This is a genomic window from Aquimarina spinulae, assembly GCF_943373825.1.
Classification (GTDB): Bacteria; Bacteroidota; Bacteroidia; order Flavobacteriales; family Flavobacteriaceae; genus Aquimarina; species Aquimarina spinulae.
Genome location: NZ_CALSBP010000001.1, coordinates 363,835 through 389,051, shown reverse-complemented (window position 1 = coordinate 389,051; position 25,217 = coordinate 363,835). Strand labels below are relative to the sequence as shown.

Here is a 25,217-nt window from a genome sequence, read left to right as displayed (position 1 = left end):
CTCCAACACATTGGATCAGTGAAGGAGGACTTTTTTATATATTCATGTTATCAAAATAACTCGTTCCGTAATCAACCAACGTTCTTGCCGAGAATAGCATTGAATCTGCCATTCCTATTTTTCCCATACTTGCTTTTCTATCCTTCAAATATGACGCTCCTATTTTAGGAAAATAAGTACCATTATCATTTCCCATATCCTCTACTTCAACCCATACTCTTTTAGTATTACGAAAAATTGGATATCTACTAGTTGTAGTTCTCCTGTTTTTTGATTTTGATTCTGCAAAATGAAGCATGGTACATCGATTAAACCCTACTCCCAATAGAAGTATTTCGAAATTAAGGTCATAAACCTTTTCGTAAGGAGTATTTTCTCCCTCCGAAATTTCTAAAGTATGAGATTTTGTAATTTCACTTGAGAGTTTCCCCCAGGCAGACACCGAGCTAATAGGGTGATCACTTCGCAAAGTTTTGGGCCAATTCCTAAATGTTTCTGGTATTGCTCCCATTGTTGTTGGCGTTGTATTGAGGTCGAACACAGGTAAATGTTCAACGATTTTTGGTATCCAGTTTTCTCGAATTTTAGCTTCGTCCCAATCATTAGGGTGTAAACAAAATGGGGTTGCAGCAGGCATAACAATAGTTCCTTCTTTACCAATAATATCAATTAGTGCACTCACAACCGTTTGTGCTCCTCCAATTACCCAACCAATCTTACTTAACGAAGAATGGAGCATTAGATTCATTCCTGCTTTAACTCCCATCGCCCTAAAATCTTTAATCAATTCACTTTTAGAAATTGGCTGAAGTTCTGTCATAAAATTTTTACTATTTAGTTATCTATTCCTTTGTAAACGTAGCAGTAGTAATTAATTGAAGTGCATCTAATCTAAATATAATTTTGCTTAGATCTTTCCATTTAGATTTTTAAGCCTTCCCAATTCATCAAATTCTGCAACTAGTATTTTTCCATTTTTTAATCCCTCTATCGTATTTTCTTGATTCTTTATTTCAAAATCCTTATCAATTAAATAGTTCAGAAACGCATTTTTATGATTCATCTCAATACTACTAATAAGTTGAGGAAAGTTGGTTATTACTTTTTCAAGTCGGTTATTATCTATTCTAGGTATGTCTTTACTCTTTATCGTAACAACCATTGTTCCTTGCCCATAATTTGCACAAAAATAAGCGTCAGCATTCAGCATACCACTTACAATAAGTCCCATTTTATGCTCAAATCCTTCATCTACAGAAAAATGTTTATTTACAAATTCTTCTATATTATTTTGCTCTCCAATACTTTTTAATTTTAAAGAACTTTCTAATAAACTAGCAGGTATACCGCTCTTTTCATTTGCCCATCCCCACATCCAGGAAAAATCATTAAAAGACAAAGAGCCAATCACTTCAAAAGGAAAGCTATATTCTCCAAAGGTGATAAGACCTTCATTTAGATTTATATTCCAGGAATGTTCACCTGTTAACTCATTAAAATTCTGCTGTTTTTCAAAAGACAAAGCCCCATGTTGCTCGAGTAAATCAGAGAAGTTATCATAACTTGATTTCGATAGTTTTATAAATCCATCAGTATTCATACTTGATTCAACGTTTGATTCTTGCTTATTTCCAAATATTTTTTTGAAGATGCTCATTTTTTATTTTTAGTATTCATTTCCCAAAAATACTATTTAATTAAAATCCATCACGTATATGGTTGAATTCGTCACATTTTTCAAATAATACTCCTGGTAGAGTTTACGACTTAATATTTTTGCAAATTCTAAATTGGGATATAATAGCAATTGCTATTATAACATTGTTAGCAAACATGAAAGAAAATCAAATGATAGAAAAATATACAATCAAAATTGAAACGAATTATATGAGAAAAATATTAGATTTTATTTTATTAGCAATATTAGTAAGTTTTGTTAGCTGTACAACAGAAGAAGATGAAATAAATACCCAACAAAGGATTTTAAAAGCAGATATAAATGGAACGACTGTAGATTTTGGGGATACCTCAAGCGAAAATGCCTTTGCTCAAGCTACTTTATCTAATGGTAAGAAATTATTTATTTATGGCCAAGGTGATACTGCCTATTTGAATTTAACTGTGGGAGAAATTTTTATTGAAGATCCCATTAAGGAGGGTAAATATAAAATTGGAACTGTACAAGATAATCTAGAAACTAGTATATTTTATTTCGATCCTAATGATACAAATACGGGTAGTGGTGCTGCTTCAAATTATACGGATGTATATGGCAGTAATGTTTTAAGTAGTGATCAAATAGGTGAAATCAATATAACAAAATTGGATACAGAAAATAAACTGGTTTCAGGAACTTTTACTGGCACACTATTTAGATGGATAGATATTACTACCGGGGATTCAAAAACTATTGAATTAGCAAACGGAGTTTTTACACTACCATTTAATGAGAAACAAGAAGAACTTAACCCAAATAGAAATTTGATTTCGGCGAGGATTAATGGTTATCGCTTTATGTCTGACGACCCAGGTTCTCCTGACTCTGGTCGATCAACATCTTCAGGCATAGATGAAATCACGATTAATGGATATGACAATAACTTTGGAAGGATAAAGATCTCTATGCTTTCTAGTGTAGAATCTGGAAATAGTTACTTCTATAAACCAGACGGAAGCTTTCAGTCTTTAGGAGTGCATTTTCAGAATAGAATTAATATTCCTGAGGATTTACTGTCCAATAATCCTAATCAATCTAATGATTCATATATTTCTATAATTAATCACGATCCAGTAGGAAATATTATTGAAGGAAATTTTTATATTGAAAATTCTGAAATTGAGGGCAGAACTATTATTGATGGATACTTCAAGGTAAATTATATTGATACAGTAGATTAAATATTAGAAAATCTTCAAGAATAATAATTAGAAATAATAACAAAACAATTAAAACTTTCTAGACTAGAAAAATAACGTGTGCTAACAATGGGTATAGGTCATAGCCGCACAAAGCCAGCGCTCAATCAAAACTACACCCCATACCCGGAACGTTTCACGACATACCTTAAAAATTAAAACATTAAAAGGATATCCGAAATAAAAATTGAAAAAGTTGTTAATCGACGAAAGAAAGATGGGTCAGGGTTTGAAAAGATTCACTTTGACATGCCCTATGATCCCAGAATTCAAGGTAATCAAATATTAAGAGTAATAGCCAAATTAATTGATATATTACCATATCTAGTAATAATGTATTTTGTTGAATTAAATCTTTGGATAAAAATATTTATAAGTACAATTTTATTAATAATCCAAAATACATTTTTAGAAACTATTTATGGAAAAACTATTGGCAAACAAATTTTTAAAATAAGAGTAATCGATGACAAAGCATCGAATCCGGATTTTATTCTATCTCTAAACCGAAATATTCTTAGTATTTTGAATTTAATTCCCATCTATATTTTTGGAGATTCAAATAATCCATACAAAAATGAAGGCTTTAGATTTTATATGAACCTAAACAACAACATTTGTAAAACACACATTATTAAGGAATCAAAATTAATTGAAATAAAAAAAATACAAAAAGAATAAACGTCGTACAACAACATATATGTGATCATAACTAACTATTAAACTATTGGTTCTTTTATATTTATGATAGCGCAGTGATTTTAAGCTGAAAAATGTATGAAATCTGCGCAGAAATGTCATCGACTTATAATTTCATATTATCCATAGTAGAAACATTAACGAAAATATCTCAAAAAATTAAAATATAAATGAGTTGGAAATGGAAAGAAGGTAGTATTTTAAATACCTACAACAAAGACACTCCCTGCAAAGATATATTCAAAGCTGTTTGTGATGAAATTGCCGAATATTATGTCCCAAAAGGTTGGAGATATGCTAAATCAAGACCGAAACTAACGTATAATGATAAGAGCATAAAAATAGAAATTGCTTTTTGGTCAAGTGGAAGTAATATACCAGGAGACCATGTAAATCTTGAAATAATACCATCATTTTATTCTCTTGAATTGAAAAAAGAAATGAAATCTAAACAAATTGATTCAAATGGATATTTTTTGGGATTTTCTGATATTCTTTTGGAGAGATTAGAAACCATACCAAAAGGAACTCAAAGAGTAATAAATATTTTAGGAGAAATCAATGAATTTCAAAAAGATTATGAGGAAACGGGGATATTAAGATATAATCATAATATTAATGTCTACGGAATTACTGAAATTGATTTTGTGAAAATATTAGATTTTATAGACAATAAAATATTAGTCTGGCAAGATTTAATTGAAAATGTTGATATGTTGATTTCAAAAGTTTCTAGACTTCCAAAGTCTGATGTTAATAATATGATCGATGGATATTTTATCGAATTCATAGCACATAAATTCCCTGACAAAGTAAATGATTTTAAATTATTAGTAAATTAAAAAATCTGTTACCGATTTTATCTATTACTATTATCTCTTGTAAAGAAGATTTTGAATATAGAACTCATTTAAGGTTTTTGTTTTACCTACAAATTTTACAGTTGTTTACCAGAATCATCTAAGACTTTTAGCACAGAAATAAGCTCTTTCCCTTTTTCTGTTAAAGAATACTCTACTTTTTTGGGATACACTTCATAATCTTTTTTTTGAATGATCCCATCCTCTACCAATTCACCCAATTGTTTTGTTAACGCTCTTTTAGAAGCTTCTGGATTGTATTTTTCTAAATCTTTAAGTCTACTATTTCCTCTATTGAGTTCACATAATAGTGCAAGTTTCCACTTTCCGGAAATAACATGTAATGTCCTCTCTATTGGGCAATCAATTTTTAAAAGGTGTTTTTCTAGTGTAGGTTCCCATGTATAATATTTCTTAAAATTACAAATAAACACAGTGTGTATCGTTAACGAAAATAACCGTCTTGATACTGCTTATACAATTATCTTCACTTTTTATTTTATTAGTTGTATTAATATCCCGATTATCCCAATTACCAGACATAATGGGGAAAATATTTTTGAATCTGCTTTCGAAAATTCGGTATTCTTTATTTTTTTGAAATAGCCGACGTATTTAAACTCTCCAATGGCCCGTAAGATAAAAATAGAAGGAATAAACCAATATCCATAGATTGTTATCCAATTTGGAAACTGAACACTTATAAATCCGGATTTTATAAGATAAACCAATCCAAATGCAACCAATATAAGTCCAACCACTAAGGTTGCGAATTTAGGAATGGCTAGCGTATTTTTCTCATTTCCTTTTGTAGGAATAACCTTTCTTAATCCCCATACGCCTCCAAAAAGCCAGTAGAAATGAAAGCCTCCAAGTACTACAAAAATTAAACATAAAATTATAGATAGTATTGTAGTAATCATAAGTTTGGGATTTGAAAGATGTGTTCAGATTGTTTTCTATTGAATGAAGAAGGTGTCATGCTCATCAATTGATTTCGAATTCCGATTAAAATTGGATTTGATAAATGTGCTATTTTTCCAAGCATCCAACTCGCTTTTACGACTTGATGTGCTTTAGGAAGTCTTAATTTTTGAAAGGTTGCAAAAGCTTGATCCACTTCATATTTATGTAAACACTCTGATAGAATATAAGCATCTTCTATTGCCTGGCATGCCCCTTGCCCCATATTTGGAGTCATTGCATGTGCTGCATCACCAATAAGACAAACCTTTTCCTTATACCAAAAATTAGTCGGTTTTAAATCTGATATTTCTGCTGTATTTATTTCTTCTTTTTTAGTTGAAGAAATTATACTTTTAATAACCGAATTGTACTTATCAAAGTACTTTTCAATATCATGTACAGAAAATTCGTTTTTGTCATTTTTAAACGATTTCAAGGCATACCAATACACTTTATGCTCTGCTATTTTAACAAATCCGAATCGATCTGTTTTTCCCCAAGCTTCATTGAGTTCGTTTTTGTATGTATTAGGAAGCTTAAAGTCTGTTACTCCTCTCCAGCAAATTTGCTTAGCATTTCTTATTATAGTATCTGGAAACAAATGTTGTCGCACAACTGATTTTAGTCCGTCTGCACCAATGAGTGTAGCAGATTCAATTTGCTTTCCATTTTCAAACGTTAGTGAATATCCATTATCGTTTGGTTTTATCTTTTTTAGACGATAATTTAAATTTACATCATTAGATTTTAATTCATTAATTAAAATTTGTTGTAATGTACCTCGATGAATTGCAATATTCTTTACTTTATGTTTTTTTTCGAAAAAGGATAAATCAATTTTAGAAATAGGATTTAGATTTGCCTTAGTGATGTTCATTGCAGAAATGTAATTTCCATTGTCTTCAATCATTTTTCGCAGCCCTAGTTTTTCATACACCTGCATTGCATTATTAGCTAAAATAATCCCCGCTCCAACAGGTTTTATATTTTCAGCTTGCTCAAAAACTCTCGTTCTAATCCCCTTTTGTTGAAGTGCAATTGCAGTAGTTAATCCTCCTATTCCTGCTCCGATAATATCTATAGTCATAAATAACAATTGTTAATATAGTACAAATGTACTAAAAATAATCAACCTAGTACATTTGTACTAAAAAATGATATCTTTGTATAGATGAATGCAACAAAACAAAAGATTTTAATAAAATCCCTGGACCTCTTTAATGATTCTGGTATTTCAAATGTATCCTTAAGAACTATTGCTGATAAGGCAGGGATTAGTGTTGGTAACCTGCAATATCATTTTAAAAAAAGAGAAGATATAATTGAAACGCTCTATTTTCAGTTAGTTGAAAAAATCGATAGTATTCTTTTTATAAAAACTGATGATTTATTGCAATCATTTTTAAATATCTCGATAGAAATTTTTACCATACTTTACGAGTATCATTTCTTTTTATTGGATTTTATAACTATCACAAGGAGAAATCAGAAGATAAAAAGGCATTATTCTGAGCTTTCAAAACGAAGAGAAATAGAATTTATAAACATTGTGGATGTTCTTATTAAAAATGGGGTATTTCGTGAAGAATTGTTAAAAAATGAATATCACAGTTTATTCAAAAGGATAGAAGTTATTAGTAATTTTTGGTTTTCTTCTATTTTGATTCAAGCCGATGTTTTGTCAAAGGAATCTATTGAGCAATATTCATTATTGATAAGCCAAAGTATTTATCCATATTTAACTGATGAAGCAAAAAAACAGTATAGCACTATTTTCCCGTCTCAGTTGGTCTAATTAGTGGTAACATCTCTTGCATATAGTGTGGCGGTGTTTATCGCACATAGATATTATGCACTCTGCTGTGTATGGTTTTCATTCGCTTGTATTAAGTAATTTTAAAACTTCTTCTGCAACAAATTTTCCACTTGTAGAAAATGATGCGGTTATCAATCTGTTTTCCGAATCAACAACTTCGTAATTCACTTTTTTTTCGTGATTGTATATTTTTAGATCAGCTCCTCTTTTTTGCAATTCTACTTCCATATCGTAAGGTAATAAAGCACCAAAATTGGATTGTTTCATAATGTTTTTCTCATTCCAGGAAGGAAAACTTGTCATGGTTTTATTACTTACCAAATATGCTCCAGATTTCAATTTTACATCAATGAGCGTTGCTGTTCCGTGACCCACTGTCCCGATTACTCCATTGGATTCATAGATTTTGGCTATAATTTTCTGAACATCTCCACTTTTATGAGTATCCCAAAACTGTCCATATCCTCCGGGAATAAAAACAGCCAAATATTCTTCTGGATTAATGTCTTTGGGCTTAAGACTGTTTTTGGTCTTATGGTAAAATACATCTGATTTTATGATTGATTTTACAATTTCTGTAGTATCTCCACTATGATACATTGGGATTTCACCTCCATTAGGTGACATAATATCAATCTGATACTGCTTTTTAGAAAATTCATTAAACGGAATTGCTAATTCAATTAAATAAGTTCCGTTTGGTTTGCCTCCCATCTTGTTAACGCTAGTGGTTATAAACAATATCTTGTTTTTTTCTACTCCCTTATTACAAGAAATAATTAAAAAGATTAGTAGAAATAATGTACAATATTTTTTCATTTCTTTTTTTGCTTATAGTGAGTTATACATGGCCTTGTACTATTCTTTACAGTGTTGTGCATAGTTTTATTCTGGTTTTGTGTACGTAACTAAATCAATACCTATTCCGTTAGGATCTACAATAGCAAAGTGTCTGTCTCCCCATGGTTCATTGCGCACGTCAATTTCAATGTTTACACCTTTCTTTTTAATTTCAGTATAGATTTTGTCTACATCATCAACTTCAATAGTAAGATACATACCATTACCAGCAAAGGGTTTTTGAAATATAGGTTTTTGTGTTGGATGATTAGGTAGTAAAAAACTAATTTCAGCTTGACGATTAGGAGTGTGCATTAACAGATAAAATTCATTTTCAAATGTAACTCCAAAATCGAGTACTTTTGTGTAAAACTCTTTAGTTTCGGTTAATTTTTCGGTGATAATTCCTGCATTTAGTTTCATAGTTTTTAAATTTTGATTTGTCTGAGAAAATACTTGCGTGGCAGCGAATAGAATAAATGTAATTTTAAAAATTTGTTTCATCTGTTCTTTTTTTATTGTTTTTTAATTGTCAGATGGAATTCGCCATTGATCATATCGGTTGGTATTAACCTAATTATTATGGCTCATTTCATCATTTTAAGCTTTTATTTACTCTTCAAAACTATAGCGTTAATACAGTTAAATATTGTAAAAAACGGACATATTACTGAGTTCTCTTAAAAGCTTTATTCGGAGTGACACCATAAAAGTTTTTAAAATCTTTTATGAAATGAGATTGATCATAATAACCAATATCATAAAAAAGTTTATTTTGTTTGAGGCTTTGATTAGATGGTTTTGCCTTTAATATATTTTGAAACTGAACAACTTTACTGAATGTTTTAGGAGAGTCGCCAATATAGAATTGAAAAAGCCTTCGTAATTGCCTATTACTAATTCCTACATCTACATCTTTTTCTATATTTAATACTCCGTAATTTTTTAGAATTGTATCTATAGCATTGTAAAGTCTGTTGTCATAATCAAAGACAGTATGATTTAGAATATTGGTAAAATAAATGTCAAATTTTAATTTAATCTCTTCAATATTCAGTTTAGGATGAAAATGACTGGCTATAAATTTTGATGTTTGCGGTACAAAATCTTCTAAATTTTGAAACTTGTTACTTAGTTCGCTTGCATTAACCTTAAAGATCTGAGGAAATATAGTGGGTAAAAATCTAACACCAATGTAGTTGAATTCTGGTTGTAATACGTATTCTGTGTATTTTTTACAAAAACCAGCAACAAAATTATCTTTAGGATTATTTATTTCAAATAGAATATCAATACAACCATCAGAAACTACTTTATAGCTAAAAGCGCCATTTAGTTTTTCGGTTGTTTTTAATTGCCAGTAGCAATAGATGTAAGGTTGTAATTTGGTTGTTGGTAAAAACTCAATATAATTTACATTTTCTTTAGTTTGTTGTATGGTGGGTTGAATGGGTTGAAACAGTCCTCGAATATGTCTTGTTAAATTCATATTACTTAATCATGGCTATAAAAATAGTATTGAAATTTTCCCAACTACATAATAATCTTAAAAATAAAGCGGCCTTATCACATTATGGGTCCAGAATAATAACTGATACTTTTTGTCTTTGATGAAGAAATCTAAATTTCTAAAAATTCCTTGATCTACGGCAATAATTAGCCTACTATAACCATACTCAAAATCTATTATACCGACATATGCATTAGAATTTTCTTCAATATTTTTGCCTTTGTTTACTAGAGTAAAATTAAACATAAAATTATAGATAGTACCAGGATTAATATACGTTTGGGATATGAGAGATTGGTATAGTATTCGTTCCAATCATAAGATTGATTTACTTCTATCAAAATTCTATAATCACTTAGGATAGATTTCATACTCTTTTTTGAACGATGTCGTTATAGTTCATTATTTTCCCATTCTTCTCTTAATATTCCATAACTAACTGAATCGAAATATTCTTCATTAACAATTCTTGCTTTCTTATATCTTGCTTCTTCCTTCATTCCTAGTTTTTTAGCAAGTTTAATCATACCTACATTTCCAGACCAGGTAGTAATACCGATCCTTACAATACTATCCTTAATTCTAAAAACCTCATTTATCCATAGCTTAAGAGCTGTATAACCAATTCCTATAATCCAAAACTTTTCATTGAAAATAACAATTCCTACTTCAAGCCAATTGGTTTCTTTTGATTTCCAATACCAGCTTACTTCTCCAATCATTTCGTTATTTTCGTTGGTAATTATTCTTAGGTTTTCAAGTATATTCTTATCGTTTTGAAGTTTAATTTTTAAGGTTTGCATCTCTTTTTCAATTTCTGTTTTGGTAGCTTTCTTAAAATATGGTCCATTTAATAAATGATAGCTATGTTTTGGATGTTTCCAAAATTCATAATTATCAAGATCCTCTATTTCCAGCCTTTTAAGTATTATCATTTCTCTTTGTTCTTTAGAGTTTGCGTACTACCTTAGTTTTTAAAAAAGAAATCTAAGACCAGGTAAACCTGGTCTTTTACATTATGAGTTAAGTGATTATTTCTGAATAAATATCCTAAAACAATATCTTCTATGATAATTCGATCAACATTATTTTCAATTATTATTATTTTCAATTCACTTGCGTTGTTTTTTTCGACCGAAGAAATGATGAATTGACCATTAGAGGTAAAGCACATCGGTATTCTCTTCCTAATTTCAATAATAATATCAAACTTGAGTATTTTTTCATTTTCTAACATAGGTTCCATTTTAATTAAACTGATTCACAATTTTAAGCAATGCTTCCATACTTAAATCAATATCTTCTTTAGTAGTAGACCATCCTACAGTACTTATACGCATAGCTTCTCTCCCATGCCAATTTGTACCGCCAAACCAGGTTGTACCTTCTTTTTGTATAGCTTTTATTACAGCTTTAGTTTTTTCATCCGAACCAAAAGAAACCATTACTTGATTAAGTTCTACTTTGTTAAAAATTTCAAACCCTTCTTCTCTTAATCTTTGTTCAAAATATTTAGCCAAATCGCAAGACTTACCTATCATATCTGATACTCCTTTTCGTCCCAAACTTTTTAAGGCAGCCCATACTTCTGTGCCTCTAGCTCTTCTTGAGGTTTCTAAAGTTCTGTTCATTGGGTCATCATTTCCTTGTACTAGATAATTGCCTTTTAATGTAAGTGCTTTTTTTATAACCATTTCATCTTTGTAAAATGCCATACCAGAATCATAAGGTACATTTAACCATTTATGCGCATCTGTTGCCCACGAATCTGCTTTTTCAAATCCTTTCATTAAATATTTTAGTCCTGGATTTGAAGCTGCCCATAATCCAAATGCTCCATCAATATGTACCCAAGCATTGTACTTCTTCGCTTGATCAATTATCGTATCAAAAGGATCAAATGCTCCAGAATCTACATTTCCTGCCTGTAAACAAATAATTGTGGGTTCGTCTCTAAATTCGGGAAGTTTATTTGCATCTATTGCACCATTGCCGTCTACCGGAATTTTTTCTATTTGAGCATTTCCAATACCTACTGCTCTTAAAGCTCTAAGCATTGTAGTATGCACTTCTTCTCCTACAAGAACTCTGATTTTAGGAGCCCCGAATAAACCATTGGTTTGAATATCCCATCCATATTGCTCTAAAACATGATTTCTAGCTCCCAGTAAGCAAACCATATCTGCAGTTGTGGTGCCTGTTACAAAAGAACAACGTGTTTCTTTGGGTAATTGTAAAACATTAACCAACCATTTTTCAGCTACTTGCTCTAATTTACAGGCTAATGGAGATAACACGGCCATATTAGGTAATTGATCCCAAGCCGCAGCCAACCATTGAGCAGCGACAGTAACTGGTAAATTAGCGCCGGTTACAAACCCAAAAAATCGTGGACTGATTGTTACCATTGCTGCTTTACTACCTATACCTTCTAGTTCTTGAATAACTTTTTTAGATTCTATTGGGGTTTCAGGGAAAGGAGTATCTAATAACGAAAGGTTTCTAAGAGCTTCTTCGGTTGGTTCTATGTCTCTTGTTTGCGCTTCGTTTAAAAAGTCTATTGCCTTTTGTGCGGCATAATTTAAGGTCTCGTCTCTTTCAGAGAGTATTTTATGTACATCCATTTTTCTTTTGTTTTATTGTCAACAAAATTAGAATGGTATAGAATGAAAAAATTGTATAATCTTGCTATTAACCTATAGCAGCCTGATATTGTTTAGGTGTTATCCCGAGAAATAACTTGAAATTTCTTATGAAATGGCTTTGATCAAAAAATCCAACCATATACCCTACCTCAGTAACAGAATTACTCTTTTTTAATAGTTCCTGAGCTTTATTTAACCTTAAGTTAATCAAATACTTATGAGGAGGTAAGCCCACTGTTTTTGAAAAAATTCTATTTAGATAATAAGAACTTACTCCTGAAACCTCTGCCAATTGTTCTAATGTTATTTTAGAATCAAAATAGGTATGTAAATAATCTTTAACACGGTTGGTAATTATCGAATTAGCAGATGCTTTAATTCCTTTTAGCTTATTTGAACCATGAGTTTTTATAAGGTATGCAAATGCTTCATAAAAACAGTTTTGGTTCTGAATAGTATCAAATTCATTTAAAAAAAGATAATTATGCAGATGTAATAATCTTTCTTCTAAATGTTTGTCTTTTACAGTAAGATTGTCAAAATTTGGAAGTGAAATTTCATCCTGCGCTATATCATTTGCAATTTGTTGAAGAATTTCTGGTTGAACATTAAATGTTCTATATCTGTACCCTTTGTCATCAATACTTTTATTGCTGTGTATTCTTCCCGGATTAATCATTGAAATACATCCCTTAGAAATTAATTTATCTTTAGGTGATTTAGGACAATATGCCTGTACTCCGTTTTCCATAACACCAATAATAAATTCAGGATGATAATGTAAAGAAGCTTTATTGGATTTGAAATTAGCATTCATTAATTCAACGCCTGAAATATCATGACTAACATGATATTTCAGGACATTATTTTTTATAATTTTTGCTTGTTTCATGTTTTATTGAACTACAACAGTCTTGTGTATAATTTGTTTACGTCAAAATCCGCTAGAATTTTCAGATTAAGAAACTAAGATAAAGAAAGTATAAGGAATTTCCTCATCGTAAATTCATACACAATTAATTATGTATTAGTAATGAGTTATCTTTTAATGGTTTCTTTATCCATTTCACTTCTTATATTTTTTTCTAAAAAATTGAACTAATGAAATGATAATAAGAACTAATAATATTGGTAAAATGATGACTAAATCCACTCGGATTATTGCTCCGCCATACTCTTGTGATTTTGCCCAGTTCCACACACAAATCTCCCAAATTATAAAGGCTAAAAGTGCAAAAAAGGTTATGATTTGTACTTTAGTTGCTTTTCTCATTTTTTATTTTTTCAAATTAACCCTGTGAGTTTCTCTATGAAATTGGCTACAACAACAGAATATAGGATATATGTTCTATTATTTTTTGGGGTAATTATACTTCACACTCTTTTTTGAATAATTCTATACTTACCGAGAATCCCTGGTAAAACTACTATTTTTTTTAATCACTCACCCTTGCAGAAAGTGTATTTCTCGCATATTTTTTGCCATGCACAATAACCGAATGTATAGCATTATACGCCGATATATTATTTAGTGGATCTTGATTCAATAACAATAAATTTGCTGTTTTACCTTTTTCGATAGTCCCATATTTGTCATTTATATGAAAAGCATTTGCGTTATTAAATGTAGCAGCCATAAATATCTTTTCTAATGAAATTCCTGCTTCGACCCAATGTTTCATCTCCAAAAAACCATTGTATCCAGGAGGATTTGCGTGATTGTTCATAGCAGGTGTATCGGATCCAAATAACAAATTACCATTCTTACCAGATAGATAATTAGTAGTAATATTAATTTTATCTAAAACTAACTGCATCATACCAGCTATTTCTCTATCTGGGGTCTCTGAGTCAAAATAATCTCCACCATAGGTTATAATTCTCTTTTTTTGCCATAATCCTTCATCGGTTTTTAACCATTTCAGTAGATTAGGAGGCAATACATTTTTTAAATTTGAATCTTTTATGAAATTAGAATTAAAGACATCTTTTTGCCCAGCAATTACTCTAAAAGTTGGCTGATACCCAATCTTTTTATCAGCAATAGTCGATAATAATTCTTTATGAGTTTCTGGAAGTTTACTCACATTTAAATACTCTTCTAATAATCCCCAATGCCACATTCCGTGAGCAATAATATCTACATTAGCTTCTGATCCGAATTTTTGCGCAGAAAATGAGTTTGCGTGTAGCAATACAGGAATGTTTTCACTTTTTGCCTGATGTACCAAATCTTTCATAATATCTAATGTAGGTAAGTCCCAAAGCATCTCTTCGGTACCACCAAATCCATCTTCATAAATAGTTTTCATACATATACCATCTTGCTTATTAACGATATCAAAAACTACTTTTTTTACAGAGTGATCATTGATATTTATTGTATCTGGTATGCTAACATTTTTGTTGTATTTATCATGTAAAAAGTTTGGATAGAATTTATATCGATCTTTTGGATTATCCTCGGCCATCATAAAATCATTCATCACTTTTACTTGTTCGCCACATGTATAAATGTCGGGTTTAATCTCCTTATCCTTGATTTGTTTTATAATTCTAGGATTATAGTTATTAGGATCAATTAACGTAGTGTAACCAAAATATAAATAACTATTTGGAAGCTGCTCATAATAGCTATTTGCCAATTCTGGCAGGGCTCTTACATGTTTGTAATTCATCCCTGCAATAGAGCTCAAATGTACATGTGAATCTATTAAACCAGGAGTTAAGTACTTTCCGGTTCCATCAATTTTTGTATAAACGCCTTTTACATTTGGTTTCTGCTTTCCGCAAAAAAGAATAGTCTCATTATCGATCAACACATTTCCTATATACTTTTTTAGTATACCGTTTTTGTTTGCAGATATTATAATAACATTATCTATATATAATCCGTTATCTACATCGAAGGTAGGGTTATCATTTTTACATCCTATACTAATTAGTAATATGCTAAAAATGATTGTTCTTGATAGGTCCATTTTTTTATCTTGTTTTAGACAAAACTATCATAGAGAAAACGGATTGTCGCCTTAAAAGAAGATTTAGGACTCAAAATATTTTTGTGGTCGTCTCAAAAGAAGATTTAAGATTAGTAGGTATTAGAGTTTTTATACTGTGATGGAGATAATCCGGTAGCTTTTTTGAATGCCAGATTAAAAGTTGATTTAGAATTAAACCCACAATCAAAAGCAATACTTAACATTTTATAATGCTTATACGCTTTGTCATTTAATCTTTTCTTTACTTCTTCAACTCTCCAATCATTAATATAATCATTAAAATTCTTATTGCTATGTTCATTGATAACAAAAGATAGGACTTTTGGGTTTACATCTAGTGAATTCGCAAGAGTGATTAGAGAAACATCACCATCTAAAAAAGGTTTTTCCTCATTCATAAAAAGAGTTAACTTATCTAATAAATGTTTGCTTGCTTGCTCTTCTAGAATAAAAGTTTTCCTTGATGGAGTTTCCTTATTGACAAATAAAAATTGTGTATGGATAACAATTCGTAAACTCAAATAATAAAGAATCACTGCTAATAGCACCATTATTGGATAATAATATATGAGTTCCATGTTATAATCAAAATAAATCCATTCACCCAAAACGTAAGCTATCCAAATAATAAAAAAACCAAAAAACATGAACGTTAGTTGATTTAATAATTGGTATAGTATTTTAGAATAGTAAGACTTATTTTGCTTGTGTAAGTTATAGGTTAGATATAAATATATTGCGAAATAAACGATACTAAAACTTTCGTTTATTTTTATAACATTTTGCAGATATCTCTGATAATTGACTGCGTCTTTAACCGTAAAGTAAGATAATATATACCCCAAATTTATAATGAGAAAAGGCAGAAAATACTTGCCTTTGAATCTTATAATCTTTGTAGTGTTTAAGCATTCTTTAGTATATAAATAGAATGCAGGAGAAATTAATAAAATGAAATTGAGATTAACCAGAAACGAAGCTTGATTGTCATAAATACCTAATATTAAAACTCTTCCTAATATAGCAGCAAAACCAATTAATATTAGAGCCAAATAAAATTTTTCTTGTTTCGATCTGAAACCTTTTATTAAAAGTAATACTCCAATGATAAGACCTTGCAGAGCGCCAAAAGAAATAATAAAATTAATTACTTTGTACAAACTTTTAATTCGTTAAGTTATTTTTTAATTCAAATGTTTACAACGTTTATTATATGTATCGCAGCAGCATAAAATGTTACTAAGTCACAGGGTTTTTTGGTTTATCTCACAAGCTAAATCAAAGTTCGATTGATTTGTTATCAATCCAATCACTAACAGAGTTATTAAATTAAAAATCAACGTTTTAGAGCAATTTTATAATTGTTTACCAAATTTATCAAGGACTTCTAATACAGAAATAAGTTCTTTTCCTCTTTCTGTTAAAGAGTATTCTACTTTTTTGGGATATACTTCATAATCTTTTTTTTGAATGATCCCATCCTCTACCAATTCACCCAACTGTTTGGTTAAAGCTCTTTTAGAAGCTTCGGGATTGTATTTTTCTAAATCTTTAAGCCTACAACTTCCTCTATTAAGTTCGCATAATAGTGCGAGTTTCCATTTTCCGGAAATAACATGTAATGTTCTCTCCATCGGGCAATCAATTTTTAACGGTGTTTTTCTAGTGTAGGTTCCCATGTATAATATTTCTTAAAATTACAAATAAACATAGTGTGTATCATTAACGAAAGTATAAAAAACAGCTCTTTTATCAGACTAAAATGATATCCAGGGGTACTAGAAGTATGGGTATCCACTTATATAAGTACCCTATCCTATGTTTTTACTAGGCAGCACTTGTGTTTGTAGTTCTCCTCCCCTTGTTTCATTATATATACTTCAGCACTCAGATTACTACAGAAGATTAAAAATAGGCAATCCTAAGAAATTAAGAACTCTTCTCTTACGAAGTATTATGAGTAGCTATTCACTATTTTATTACATTGTGCAATATGCCTTTGATTATGATAAATAAGTACTCTAAACGTATCTCCCAGTTTTAATTTTATCCATTTAGAAATACTGATCGATGTTTTAATCTTACCTAGATCTTTACTTCCTGCAATGTCTAATAATGCTAATGTCTTGTGTTGTTGTGCTATAAATCGGTCAATACATTTTTTATCCAGATCATTGTTAATCGGATTTTTATCTTTGAATGTTTTCATGGTATTCAATTTTTCTCTCGGAAGCATCATTTTTGCAAAGTAATTCCCCAAAAGACCTGATTTAAAAACAGGCGCATTTTTTCTTTTCGATGTTATCATTCTATTTTCAATCTCAGGAAGATAATAGTCCCCATATAAATTTAAGTGTTCCAGACATTCTAAAATACTCCAACTCTCTGGTGTATTTCTCCAATTGAGTTTTTCTATAGGCAACTGATTATATTTTTCTGCTTCATTTATATTTTTTCGTGTTCTTTCTACCAAATCCAGTAGTAATTCTTTTGATGCTATCTTCATTTGTTTTTTTATACAAAACTCTATGATTTGAAGTTTTAAAACATTGATCGAAATTAAGATTTTTTGATTCTCGAAAGTGTTTCGGGAGTCATTCGCAGGTAGGATGCAATATATTTATTGGGTATTTCCTGAAATAGCTGAGGGCTACGTTTTAAAACCCTATTATACCTTTCTACAGGAGAAGTGGTTAAAATATCTCTTTCTCTTTCTATTTGTTGCAAAACAAAATTTTCGAAAATCAGATACCACGTTTTAGTGTGCTCTGCAGAAGACCATATAAAGTTCATAAGATTTGCTTTTTTAATCATCTTTAAAGTCGTTTTCTTCAGGGCTTGAATATAAAAATCGGATGGTTTTTCGTTTATAAATGAATCGAGAGCTGCAATAAAATTATTTTTATATCCAAATCGAATAGTATGTTCTTCAAACTCGTCTATCACAAAAATTCTTAAACTACCGTCTACAACCAGGTACGCATTTGTATCGATACTTCCTTTTACTTTTAAATATTCATTTCTATCCAGTTTCAGTTCTTTATCCCATAAATTTTGACTGTTTATCTCTTCTAATAGGGTTGAAATTGGGTTCATATTTTTGCGTGCTGGTGTTCGTTTTTATACAACAAGATCACTTTTTAGTACAGGGATTTGTTGATTGTATACTAAAGTAACAAAAAGAAGTAAACTTATGGTTTGACATCGAGAATTTCTGAAAGGGGAATCAGATGTTGTAGCTATCTATGTAGTGCTATTCGGGTTTGTTTGTTTTCGTTTGTAAATATTTCTCCCCCAAGTTCTTCTATTTCATATAAGATACTTCATCAAAACATCTATGTACTTTATTATAGACATATCCCACTTACTCCTTACTTCGTTTCCCATTTGATACTAAAGTCGTTCTGGATCCAACGGCAAGGCTCTCTATTTTTTCTTCTTCATTTATGGTAAAGTCAATCCACCAATCGGGATCAGATTTAAAAATAAATCTGTGTTCGCTAATCGGTACAATTACAAACTTTCTTCCCTGGTCTCGCTGCGAATTAAGCTGTCCGTTTTCTAATGTGATATTACGAATGGTTCCATCTTCGTGAGTATAGGCTCCCGTAAATTTCTTTAACACACTTTCATCAAAGGGTTTAACCTGTTCTAGATTAGATGAAATCCCTAAAACATCTGAAGCTAACTGTACAGCAAGCCCTGCCGGATGACTTCTATTTAGGTTTGATAACACGATAATCTGTAAGTCCTCTTCAAGAATCCATAATGAGTAACATTCGGTACCATGTACATTTCCTCCATGCTCTACTGTGGTATACTTACCCAAAGTTGTGGCCCACCAACCTAACCCATATTTAGTTTTTCTACCATCTTTCAGGCTTTGAGAAGTGAATGCGATCTGTTTTTGTTTCTCGCTAATTAATGTATTGTTTTTTAAAGCGTCGTACCAAATAGTCATATCATCGATAGTAGAAATGATGCCACCATCTGCAAGTGTTCCTGGTTTTACAGCTTTTGCATGAACAATTTTATGAAGTTCTTCCTCGGCTACTTCGTATCCTTTAGATAATTGCGGAACGATTTCATAAAAATCATAGAAACTTGATTTTTTCATGTTTAACGCATCAAAAATATGCTCTTGAACATATGCTCTAAACTCCTGTTTGGAAACATTTTCAACAATCTTGCCTAATAAAACATACCCAGAGTTCGAATATTTCCAGTCGGTTCCCGGTTTAAAATCAAGTGAAACAGTATTGATTACATTTACAATAGTGTCCATAGTTATCCGATCTGTACCATGATGATCATAAGAAGGTTTCACTTCTGTGTATTCAGGAATTCCTGCAGTATGCCCTAATAATTGTCGAATTGTAATGCTATGATCATGTGATTGCTTATATTCGGGAATATACTCTTTAATATCACTATCAAGAGATAGTTTTCCTTGTTCTTCTAATATCAAAATACAAACAGCAGTAAATTGTTTTGTAATAGAGGCGATACGGAATTTCATATCGGTTTGGGTCGCTACCCGGTGTTCTATATTTATGTTTCCGAATGCTTTTTTGAGCAATGTTTTTCCGCCTTTACGAATTAAAACCACTGCTCCTGCTCCATCGGCCGGATAATGAAGATTAATTTTCTCCTCTAATAACTGGTTTAATGTAGTTTTTTCTTGTGTTTTGGGAGCATCGGATTTTCTATCGGTTACACATGCTGTAAAAAATAAAATTGATACTACTACAATACTAAGGAGCACAAAACTTTTTGATCGAAACAAGTTCATATAGATATATTTTGTACTTAAGACCTTCGTTTTTTTAAAAGGTTACATTGAATTCATTCTAAAATTTTTCGATTTGTTATTTTTTTTTGTTTTTAGCTCAATTTTTATTTTTTGGTAGAAAATTGTATTTCAACAGAGTTTGAGCCTGCCCCGAGTCTATCGAAGACAAGTAATTTTCTAATCAAAGGCCTTGTCATTCTGAGCTTCGTCGAAGAGTCGATACAATTTTTCTACACGTCATCTCGAGCGTGGTCGAGAGATTACTATAAAAAACCACTCAATTTGACGGCTTTTAAGTAAGTATATAAAAAATTTGCATTGCTAAAAACAGGAAAACCCATTTCTATTTGAAGCTAAATCGCTCCGATCTCATATACAGTGTGGTGAATAGTTTTTTTAATTTTTCGTCTAAGTCAGGGAACATATACTTATTCTTTTTTACATCATACTTAAATTGATATTCTGGCAAATCAAATCCAAAATGCTCAGATGCCCAAAATGCTATTCCGTAAAACATGCCTTCAACTTGATAGTCGCAATGATTTAGCTCTATCTTATTTAGAGTTATTGTGGTTGGCGTATTAATTTTCTTTTCAATTATGGTACTTACCCAGGTAAGACCTTCTTTTAAAAGTTCAATTTCAACATCTGTTAAATGTGTAGTATTAGCTTTGTATTCAAAATACAAATTATCAGATATTTTATCTCCCTGACTGCTATTTTTAACACCAGCCGAAATTTGCACCCAAATACCCCAACTTGTTTTTCGAATTCTATAAAGAGATGTAGATGATTTCTGCATATTATTACGTGCTTATGTCTACTATTTATAGGTATATGTCCTAACATAATAAAATGTTACTTGATCTGTTAAATTAATCTACATTTATTTTAAAAGTATATCTCATTTTTCAGTTTAACACAGATTCTAACCTCATCGTACTGCTTTTTAATCAAAAGTGAGGATATCAGGGGCTAGAAATTCTGTTTTTGCTTTTTCAGAATTAAAAATATCAAAACTATAATGGTTATCGATAAGTTGTTTAAAATTGGTTTTTAACTGCGGAAACTCAACTATAAAATCTTTAAAATTATCAGATTTTGATTGATTCATGAAGTGATTCACCGCTTTGGTTGCAACAATAGTTAGCGTTTTGTTGTATTTGTCTTTTGCTCCTACAAATTCTACAAAATACTGTAGTTGTGTGTGTATCTTTTTTTCGGCTTGTTCAATACCGTGATCATTAATCATAATCCACGCCAATCGTAAATGTGCTTCGTGACTAAAAATTTCGGGATTAAGTGTACACTGTGTAAATTGATTTTTAAACACTTTGTCTGTGAGTTCAAAATGCTTTTCCATATTGTTTCTCTTTTATACTATTTCTTGATACAAAGGAACGAATACGTTATTTTTTTCTCATTTACATTTGTCGATAAATTGTTTTCGTGCTCTACTTAACTGTGTTGGTGTAATGCCTAAATAGTTTGCAATGTAATAATGTGGAATTCGATTGATCAAACTGGGATATTCTTTTAAAAAGAGTGTATACTTTTCTACAGAGTTCAAATTTAACAAAGACACTAATCTTGATTGTAACTGTTTATTAAGTTTTTGAAACTCGTTTGTCACTATTTCGGTAATATTTTTGTCTTTATTAACCCAAGACATCACTTCTGAGTAATTTGCTACAGAAATTTCGCATTTCTCTAAAGCTTCAACAGACATGACTACATTTGTATTGGGAATATAACTACCAATAATCATATCTCCTTCTTGATAAAAATGAGTAGTGATTTCATTGCCGTCGTTATCATACACAAATCCTCTCATTACGCCTTTAATCAACATACCAATTTCTATACAAGGTTTGCCATATTGAAGAAAAAAATCACCTTTTTCTAATGATATCGTCTTGTGTATCGACTCGTTGATTGTTTTCTTTTGAGACATTTTGAGTTTCAATTACGCACCGCGTTACTTGCTTTTTCTTAATTCATCGATAATTTTAGTACTTACCCAGTAAATATCTTGATTACTTGTATAGAAGAAATATTTACCATCTTTTGATACAAAAGGACAAAGTTCATGGTTTTTTGTATTTATTTTTTCTCCCATATTGATAGATTTTGTCCACGTTCCATCGGTATTCTTAAAACTAATATAAAGATCACCTCTACCTAGTCCTTCTGGTCGTCTTGCACAAAAAATAATGTACGTTTCTTTTGGGTCAACAAAAACATCGGCTTCGTAATTTGAGGTATTAATCGAATCTCCCAGTGTAATCGCTTTCTGAAATTCTCCGTTAATACTTTTAGAGGCATATATATCAAAGTCGCTTTGCATTTTCTCTGCAGTTATTTTGTTGGATGAAAAATACATCGTTCCGGTTGCTGTAAACGAAATATAATATTCATTTCTATTAGAGTTGATATTGGGTCCGGCATTTATAGGTTCTGACCACTCGTTACCTTTTTTTTCTACATACCATATATCGTGATCTTGTTTGGCTCCCATACCATCTAATGTTCTTTCTGAGATAAAATATAATCTGTTTTCATCTGGAGAAAGAAATGGATCATTAAACCCGTACTTATCATGGGATAAAATAGTTCTAGGTTTGCTCCATTTGTTTTCTATAAGTTCTGAATATCTTATTTCGGTTCTTCCATTTATATCTACCCCATAGAAAAATTGTGTTGCTTTGGTATTGAAAACTGAACCAAATTCTGATTCAGTATTTTTAGAGATAAGACCTGGTGCGAATATCTCCGGAGTTAAAGATGGAGGTTTTTGTTCAAGATACTTAAGGCGATCATCTATTTTCTGACTACTACATATTAGCGGAGTTAATAAACACCAGAAAAAACAATTAATTAGTAAACGCATATGTTTTTAAGTTTTATCTATTGAAGGTAATGTTCTGTATAAGAAACATAAGGCAGATAATAAGCAATATGTTTCAAGTCGGTGCTAACCCAAATATAAATATTTTCCTCTTATCATTTTTATAAACGTCAAATTTCATATTTGCAAACTTCTTATTAGTTATAATCAATAAAGGGATTTGCAAAGAGTAATCAATTTAATGAGTAATAAACATCTCTTCAACTTAAAAACTACCTTTTAGTGTAGTACAATTATAAACTGTTAACTTTTAATTTGTACTTCATCTGATATAGAGCACATATGAAATAAAGTGCCCAACAAATGCATTAAAAATCTTGTTAGATGGGCTAATATTTATAAACAACTTTAATTTTAATACTTAATGAAAACACTAACCCATTGGAGGTATTTTTTTCAATTTTTGAAAAAACCTAATTATTTAAAACAAACTAAAGGAATAAAAAACAAGTCTATTTTGGCATTTAATTCACTATTGTTAGAAATAGTGTTAATTCTTCCTTTACTCATAATATATGGTTTATATACTTATTATACCGGAAATATTAATGAAAGCCTTACAGAAAATATCGAAACATTATATAACCCATTTGTTTTGTATGCTATGGTAGCGATTTTTGAAGAACTTTCTTTTAGAGGTTTTTTGACAAAATTTAACCCCATATTGTTTTCTACATCGGTTGCAGGAATACTATCCCTTTATTACAAAAAAATAGTGTTTAGTAACATGTTCTTTGAACCTGATGGACTAAAAGAGACAGCTATACTATTTTTAGTATTGTTTTTTTTGGTTTATTTAATTGGCACAAAATATAAAAAGGAATTGACTGTATTTTGGAATAAAAATTTTGGGTATATCGTATATATTAGCGCTTTTATCTTTGCTTTTGCTCACTTTTTTAACTCTAAAGGATTAGAGTTAGGATATCTAAAAACTATTATTTTTCAACTCATAGGAGCTTTTATTATGAGTTTCGTTAGAGTCAGAGCAGGAATACTTTATGCTATTATAATTCATTTTGTTTGGGATATTTTTTTATAAAAAGCAGCAAGTACATAATAGTAAGTTTTTCAGATCATATAGGTGTATTAAAAAAGCGCAAACTTATATGATTTGCGCTTAATCAGTTATTTTTCATTATAAAGTTCCATTGCCATATCAAATATGCTATGTATTTTTTCTATTGGAATATCTTTATTTGGATCAATCATTAATAACTTTGTAAACGTCCTTTTCTCCTGAATTAAATCTGGATGGTTAATTTTTACACCTTTTCCAATTGCTATGTAAGGAAATTGTGTTTTCTTATCCACCCATAGATAACAAAAAATTTGATTTTTATACATAAAACAAGGTAAACGGTAATACCATCTCGATTCAAACTCAGAATTATAATCAGTTATTATAGTTTTTAAAACCAAAAGGCAACTTTTAATTGGTTCTTCTTTATCAAAGTAAAAATTATCTATTGCCTTCATACAAATTATTTAATAGCTTATACCACCTATATCAGATTCTATAAATGTATTAAAAAAGCGCAAACTTTTATGATTTGCGCTTCATCAACTATTTTATATGTGATTGGTAATCGTCTTATTCGTAATTACTTAATTCTATCAAATTTTGATCCGGGTTCCTTACTCTTTGGTTCTTTGATAGTACATCACTATACTTGCTTTAGCTATAGTATTGTTCCAAAGGTAATACCCTACAACTGCAGGGTTTGTGTTTTCATTAAGCCCAAGTTTATCGGTTTTTAAAGCATGAACGGTAATGATATATTGATGTATCCCGTGCTCTTCGGGAGGACAAGGTCCTCCATATCCACTTACTCCAAAATCTGTGATACTTTGAATTGCTTCTTTTGGAGTTAAATTTAATTTCATATTACCCGTATTTGATACTAATTCTTTAATATTTGCAGGGATATCAAATACCACCCAATGCCACCATCCGCTGCCAGTTGGCGCATCTGGATCATACATAGTTATTGCAAAACTTTTCGTGTCTTTTGGCGCATTCTTCCATGAAAGTTGAGGAGATTCATTGTTTCCGGTACAACCAAATCCGTTAAATTCTTCATTAATAGTAGCTTCTCCACCTATAGAATTGCTCGTTAATGTAAACGTATTTTGTGCAAATGAAGAGGTTGATATGGTTAGTAGTATGCCTAAAATAAAAATTGATTTTTTCATAATGGTTTAATATTTAGTTATACATACAAAATTATGAGTTAAAGAGGAGAATATTATGTTTATTTTA

31 protein-coding genes are annotated in these 25,217 nt (G+C 30.5%); 5 read left to right on the top strand and 26 right to left on the bottom strand.

The features are described 5' to 3' along the window. Positions 1 to 34 precede the first annotated feature (34 nt). Together NNH57_RS01845 and NNH57_RS01840 are read right to left on the bottom strand one after the other, a co-directional pair. On the bottom strand, positions 35 to 820 hold the full coding sequence (locus tag NNH57_RS01845; RefSeq protein WP_074407888.1) for an AAC(3) family N-acetyltransferase: 786 nt from the start codon (positions 818 to 820) through the stop codon (positions 35 to 37). 87 nt (positions 821 to 907) lie between these two features. Next, positions 908 to 1,657 (bottom strand): DUF6882 domain-containing protein, encoded by a 750-nt coding sequence (locus NNH57_RS01840; RefSeq protein WP_108808569.1) that lies wholly within the window; start codon positions 1,655 to 1,657, stop codon positions 908 to 910. Positions 1,658 to 1,887: 230 nt separating this feature from the next. Here NNH57_RS01840 and NNH57_RS01835 point away from each other — a divergent pair, with 230 nt between their 5' ends. The 3 genes from NNH57_RS01835 to NNH57_RS01830 all read left to right on the top strand — a co-directional run bounded on the left by NNH57_RS01835 (position 1,888) and on the right by NNH57_RS01830 (position 4,457). After that, entirely contained in the window at positions 1,888 to 2,898 is a 1,011-nt protein-coding gene (locus NNH57_RS01835) for a hypothetical protein (protein ID WP_132065833.1), read from the top strand. Between the two features lie 267 nt (positions 2,899 to 3,165). Beyond that, positions 3,166 to 3,597, top strand: a complete 432-nt coding sequence (locus tag NNH57_RS26535; protein WP_074407890.1) for an RDD family protein — start codon at positions 3,166 to 3,168, stop codon at positions 3,595 to 3,597. 188 nt (positions 3,598 to 3,785) lie between these two features. Next, positions 3,786 to 4,457, top strand: coding sequence for a hypothetical protein (locus tag NNH57_RS01830; RefSeq protein WP_108808567.1), 672 nt, complete (start codon positions 3,786 to 3,788; stop codon positions 4,455 to 4,457). Between the two features lie 95 nt (positions 4,458 to 4,552). On the opposite strand, the gene NNH57_RS01825 is transcribed toward NNH57_RS01830, so the two are convergent. Genes NNH57_RS01825 through NNH57_RS01815 form a run of 3 tightly spaced genes read right to left on the bottom strand, consistent with a single transcriptional unit; the run spans position 4,553 to position 6,528 of the window. Next, on the bottom strand, positions 4,553 to 4,909 hold the full coding sequence (locus tag NNH57_RS01825; protein WP_159099277.1) for a winged helix-turn-helix transcriptional regulator: 357 nt from the start codon (positions 4,907 to 4,909) through the stop codon (positions 4,553 to 4,555). A 60-nt stretch (positions 4,910 to 4,969) separates the two neighbouring features. Next, positions 4,970 to 5,398 carry a DUF3995 domain-containing protein gene (locus tag NNH57_RS01820; RefSeq protein ID WP_108808565.1) on the bottom strand — a complete coding sequence of 143 codons (429 nt, stop codon included), beginning with the start codon at positions 5,396 to 5,398 and terminating at the stop codon, positions 4,970 to 4,972. Further along, positions 5,395 to 6,528: an FAD-dependent monooxygenase gene (locus NNH57_RS01815; protein WP_108808564.1), complete on the bottom strand. Its 1,134-nt coding sequence runs from the start codon at positions 6,526 to 6,528 to the stop codon at positions 5,395 to 5,397. Before NNH57_RS01815 ends, NNH57_RS01820 begins: the two co-directional genes overlap by 4 nt. A gap of 84 nt (positions 6,529 to 6,612) precedes the next feature. Between NNH57_RS01815 and NNH57_RS01810 the strand changes: the two genes are divergently transcribed. Next, the gene (locus NNH57_RS01810) at positions 6,613 to 7,236 is read left to right on the top strand and encodes a TetR/AcrR family transcriptional regulator (RefSeq protein WP_074407894.1); all 624 of its coding nucleotides are present in this window, start codon (positions 6,613 to 6,615) and stop codon (positions 7,234 to 7,236) included. A gap of 78 nt (positions 7,237 to 7,314) precedes the next feature. On the opposite strand, the gene NNH57_RS01805 is transcribed toward NNH57_RS01810, so the two are convergent. From NNH57_RS01805 to NNH57_RS01715, 19 genes are all read right to left on the bottom strand, one after another. Further along, positions 7,315 to 8,076, bottom strand: a complete 762-nt coding sequence (locus NNH57_RS01805; protein WP_108808563.1) for a type 1 glutamine amidotransferase domain-containing protein — start codon at positions 8,074 to 8,076, stop codon at positions 7,315 to 7,317. Between the two features lie 66 nt (positions 8,077 to 8,142). Continuing rightward, positions 8,143 to 8,520 (bottom strand): VOC family protein, encoded by a 378-nt coding sequence (locus NNH57_RS01800; RefSeq protein WP_074408563.1) that lies wholly within the window; start codon positions 8,518 to 8,520, stop codon positions 8,143 to 8,145. Positions 8,521 to 8,764: 244 nt separating this feature from the next. Then, complete coding sequence (locus tag NNH57_RS01795; protein ID WP_108808562.1) at positions 8,765 to 9,586, bottom strand: AraC family transcriptional regulator; 822 nt, start codon at positions 9,584 to 9,586, stop codon at positions 8,765 to 8,767. A 57-nt stretch (positions 9,587 to 9,643) separates the two neighbouring features. After that, positions 9,644 to 9,922 (bottom strand): hypothetical protein, encoded by a 279-nt coding sequence (locus NNH57_RS01790; RefSeq protein ID WP_132065835.1) that lies wholly within the window; start codon positions 9,920 to 9,922, stop codon positions 9,644 to 9,646. A 77-nt stretch (positions 9,923 to 9,999) separates the two neighbouring features. Continuing rightward, complete coding sequence (locus tag NNH57_RS01785; RefSeq protein ID WP_074407898.1) at positions 10,000 to 10,542, bottom strand: GNAT family N-acetyltransferase; 543 nt, start codon at positions 10,540 to 10,542, stop codon at positions 10,000 to 10,002. A gap of 32 nt (positions 10,543 to 10,574) precedes the next feature. Next, positions 10,575 to 10,844, bottom strand: a complete 270-nt coding sequence (locus NNH57_RS01780) for a hypothetical protein (protein WP_132065837.1) — start codon at positions 10,842 to 10,844, stop codon at positions 10,575 to 10,577. Positions 10,845 to 10,854: 10 nt separating this feature from the next. Next, the gene (locus NNH57_RS01775) at positions 10,855 to 12,231 is read right to left on the bottom strand and encodes a pyridoxal phosphate-dependent decarboxylase family protein (protein WP_108808559.1); all 1,377 of its coding nucleotides are present in this window, start codon (positions 12,229 to 12,231) and stop codon (positions 10,855 to 10,857) included. A 67-nt stretch (positions 12,232 to 12,298) separates the two neighbouring features. After that, a complete protein-coding gene (locus tag NNH57_RS01770; RefSeq protein WP_074407901.1) occupies positions 12,299 to 13,144 on the bottom strand; it encodes an AraC family transcriptional regulator in 846 nt (281 codons plus the stop codon). 174 nt (positions 13,145 to 13,318) lie between these two features. Beyond that, positions 13,319 to 13,525, bottom strand: a complete 207-nt coding sequence (locus NNH57_RS01765; RefSeq protein WP_108808558.1) for a hypothetical protein — start codon at positions 13,523 to 13,525, stop codon at positions 13,319 to 13,321. A 163-nt stretch (positions 13,526 to 13,688) separates the two neighbouring features. After that, positions 13,689 to 15,233: an amidohydrolase family protein gene (locus NNH57_RS01760; RefSeq protein WP_108808557.1), complete on the bottom strand. Its 1,545-nt coding sequence runs from the start codon at positions 15,231 to 15,233 to the stop codon at positions 13,689 to 13,691. A gap of 110 nt (positions 15,234 to 15,343) precedes the next feature. Further along, on the bottom strand, positions 15,344 to 15,832 hold the full coding sequence (locus tag NNH57_RS01755) for a helix-turn-helix domain-containing protein (RefSeq protein WP_159099276.1): 489 nt from the start codon (positions 15,830 to 15,832) through the stop codon (positions 15,344 to 15,346). 777 nt (positions 15,833 to 16,609) lie between these two features. Then, positions 16,610 to 16,933 carry a winged helix-turn-helix transcriptional regulator gene (locus tag NNH57_RS01750; RefSeq protein ID WP_074407905.1) on the bottom strand — a complete coding sequence of 108 codons (324 nt, stop codon included), beginning with the start codon at positions 16,931 to 16,933 and terminating at the stop codon, positions 16,610 to 16,612. Between the two features lie 275 nt (positions 16,934 to 17,208). Then, positions 17,209 to 17,760, bottom strand: coding sequence for a DinB family protein (locus tag NNH57_RS01745; protein WP_074407906.1), 552 nt, complete (start codon positions 17,758 to 17,760; stop codon positions 17,209 to 17,211). Between the two features lie 53 nt (positions 17,761 to 17,813). Further along, complete coding sequence (locus NNH57_RS01740) at positions 17,814 to 18,350, bottom strand: Crp/Fnr family transcriptional regulator (RefSeq protein WP_074407907.1); 537 nt, start codon at positions 18,348 to 18,350, stop codon at positions 17,814 to 17,816. A gap of 268 nt (positions 18,351 to 18,618) precedes the next feature. After that, the gene (locus NNH57_RS01735; RefSeq protein ID WP_074407908.1) at positions 18,619 to 20,046 is read right to left on the bottom strand and encodes a serine hydrolase; all 1,428 of its coding nucleotides are present in this window, start codon (positions 20,044 to 20,046) and stop codon (positions 18,619 to 18,621) included. Between the two features lie 343 nt (positions 20,047 to 20,389). Next, complete coding sequence (locus tag NNH57_RS01730; protein WP_074407909.1) at positions 20,390 to 20,848, bottom strand: hypothetical protein; 459 nt, start codon at positions 20,846 to 20,848, stop codon at positions 20,390 to 20,392. A gap of 147 nt (positions 20,849 to 20,995) precedes the next feature. Continuing rightward, a complete protein-coding gene (locus tag NNH57_RS01725; protein ID WP_108808555.1) occupies positions 20,996 to 21,409 on the bottom strand; it encodes a hypothetical protein in 414 nt (137 codons plus the stop codon). 57 nt (positions 21,410 to 21,466) lie between these two features. Then, complete coding sequence (locus tag NNH57_RS01720) at positions 21,467 to 22,000, bottom strand: Crp/Fnr family transcriptional regulator (RefSeq protein WP_074407911.1); 534 nt, start codon at positions 21,998 to 22,000, stop codon at positions 21,467 to 21,469. A 24-nt stretch (positions 22,001 to 22,024) separates the two neighbouring features. Further along, positions 22,025 to 22,936 (bottom strand): TolB family protein, encoded by a 912-nt coding sequence (locus NNH57_RS01715; RefSeq protein ID WP_074407912.1) that lies wholly within the window; start codon positions 22,934 to 22,936, stop codon positions 22,025 to 22,027. A gap of 382 nt (positions 22,937 to 23,318) precedes the next feature. Here NNH57_RS01715 and NNH57_RS01710 point away from each other — a divergent pair, with 382 nt between their 5' ends. Beyond that, on the top strand, positions 23,319 to 23,996 hold the full coding sequence (locus tag NNH57_RS01710) for a CPBP family glutamic-type intramembrane protease (protein ID WP_108808554.1): 678 nt from the start codon (positions 23,319 to 23,321) through the stop codon (positions 23,994 to 23,996). A gap of 86 nt (positions 23,997 to 24,082) precedes the next feature. Here NNH57_RS01710 and NNH57_RS01705 read toward each other — a convergent pair whose 3' ends face one another. Both NNH57_RS01705 and NNH57_RS01700 read right to left on the bottom strand, forming a co-directional pair. Then, positions 24,083 to 24,433: a DUF1801 domain-containing protein gene (locus NNH57_RS01705; RefSeq protein WP_108808553.1), complete on the bottom strand. Its 351-nt coding sequence runs from the start codon at positions 24,431 to 24,433 to the stop codon at positions 24,083 to 24,085. A 159-nt stretch (positions 24,434 to 24,592) separates the two neighbouring features. Beyond that, positions 24,593 to 25,150, bottom strand: coding sequence for a YbhB/YbcL family Raf kinase inhibitor-like protein (locus NNH57_RS01700; protein WP_074407914.1), 558 nt, complete (start codon positions 25,148 to 25,150; stop codon positions 24,593 to 24,595). Positions 25,151 to 25,217 lie beyond the last annotated feature (67 nt).

Bases quoted from the DNA above. Each gene is read 5' to 3' on its own strand.
- NNH57_RS01730 (WP_074407909.1), bottom strand. From the start codon at position 20,848: ATGCAGAAATCATCTACATCTCTTTATAGAATTCGAAAAACAAGTTGG.
- NNH57_RS01780 (WP_132065837.1), bottom strand. From the start codon at position 10,844: ATGTTAGAAAATGAAAAAATACTCAAGTTTGATATTATTATTGAAATT.
- NNH57_RS01705 (WP_108808553.1), bottom strand. From the start codon at position 24,433: ATGAAGGCAATAGATAATTTTTACTTTGATAAAGAAGAACCAATTAAA.
- NNH57_RS01795 (WP_108808562.1), bottom strand. From the start codon at position 9,586: ATGAATTTAACAAGACATATTCGAGGACTGTTTCAACCCATTCAACCC.
- NNH57_RS01700 (WP_074407914.1), bottom strand. From the start codon at position 25,150: ATGAAAAAATCAATTTTTATTTTAGGCATACTACTAACCATATCAACC.
- NNH57_RS01845 (WP_074407888.1), bottom strand. From the start codon at position 820: ATGACAGAACTTCAGCCAATTTCTAAAAGTGAATTGATTAAAGATTTT.
- NNH57_RS01720 (WP_074407911.1), bottom strand. From the start codon at position 22,000: ATGTCTCAAAAGAAAACAATCAACGAGTCGATACACAAGACGATATCA.
- NNH57_RS01785 (WP_074407898.1), bottom strand. From the start codon at position 10,542: ATGATAATACTTAAAAGGCTGGAAATAGAGGATCTTGATAATTATGAA.
- NNH57_RS01725 (WP_108808555.1), bottom strand. From the start codon at position 21,409: ATGGAAAAGCATTTTGAACTCACAGACAAAGTGTTTAAAAATCAATTT.
- NNH57_RS01710 (WP_108808554.1), top strand. From the start codon at position 23,319: ATGAAAACACTAACCCATTGGAGGTATTTTTTTCAATTTTTGAAAAAA.
- NNH57_RS01775 (WP_108808559.1), bottom strand. From the start codon at position 12,231: ATGGATGTACATAAAATACTCTCTGAAAGAGACGAGACCTTAAATTAT.
- NNH57_RS01740 (WP_074407907.1), bottom strand. From the start codon at position 18,350: ATGAACCCAATTTCAACCCTATTAGAAGAGATAAACAGTCAAAATTTA.
- NNH57_RS01805 (WP_108808563.1), bottom strand. From the start codon at position 8,076: ATGAAAAAATATTGTACATTATTTCTACTAATCTTTTTAATTATTTCT.
- NNH57_RS01760 (WP_108808557.1), bottom strand. From the start codon at position 15,233: ATGGACCTATCAAGAACAATCATTTTTAGCATATTACTAATTAGTATA.
- NNH57_RS01735 (WP_074407908.1), bottom strand. From the start codon at position 20,046: ATGAACTTGTTTCGATCAAAAAGTTTTGTGCTCCTTAGTATTGTAGTA.
- NNH57_RS01810 (WP_074407894.1), top strand. From the start codon at position 6,613: ATGAATGCAACAAAACAAAAGATTTTAATAAAATCCCTGGACCTCTTT.
- NNH57_RS01715 (WP_074407912.1), bottom strand. From the start codon at position 22,936: ATGCGTTTACTAATTAATTGTTTTTTCTGGTGTTTATTAACTCCGCTA.
- NNH57_RS26535 (WP_074407890.1), top strand. From the start codon at position 3,166: ATGCCCTATGATCCCAGAATTCAAGGTAATCAAATATTAAGAGTAATA.
- NNH57_RS01800 (WP_074408563.1), bottom strand. From the start codon at position 8,520: ATGAAACTAAATGCAGGAATTATCACCGAAAAATTAACCGAAACTAAA.
- NNH57_RS01830 (WP_108808567.1), top strand. From the start codon at position 3,786: ATGAGTTGGAAATGGAAAGAAGGTAGTATTTTAAATACCTACAACAAA.
- NNH57_RS01815 (WP_108808564.1), bottom strand. From the start codon at position 6,528: ATGACTATAGATATTATCGGAGCAGGAATAGGAGGATTAACTACTGCA.
- NNH57_RS01820 (WP_108808565.1), bottom strand. From the start codon at position 5,398: ATGATTACTACAATACTATCTATAATTTTATGTTTAATTTTTGTAGTA.
- NNH57_RS01840 (WP_108808569.1), bottom strand. From the start codon at position 1,657: ATGAGCATCTTCAAAAAAATATTTGGAAATAAGCAAGAATCAAACGTT.
- NNH57_RS01835 (WP_132065833.1), top strand. From the start codon at position 1,888: ATGAGAAAAATATTAGATTTTATTTTATTAGCAATATTAGTAAGTTTT.
- NNH57_RS01745 (WP_074407906.1), bottom strand. From the start codon at position 17,760: ATGAAGATAGCATCAAAAGAATTACTACTGGATTTGGTAGAAAGAACA.
- NNH57_RS01750 (WP_074407905.1), bottom strand. From the start codon at position 16,933: ATGGGAACCTACACTAGAAAAACACCGTTAAAAATTGATTGCCCGATG.
- NNH57_RS01765 (WP_108808558.1), bottom strand. From the start codon at position 13,525: ATGAGAAAAGCAACTAAAGTACAAATCATAACCTTTTTTGCACTTTTA.
- NNH57_RS01770 (WP_074407901.1), bottom strand. From the start codon at position 13,144: ATGAAACAAGCAAAAATTATAAAAAATAATGTCCTGAAATATCATGTT.
- NNH57_RS01755 (WP_159099276.1), bottom strand. From the start codon at position 15,832: ATGGAACTCATATATTATTATCCAATAATGGTGCTATTAGCAGTGATT.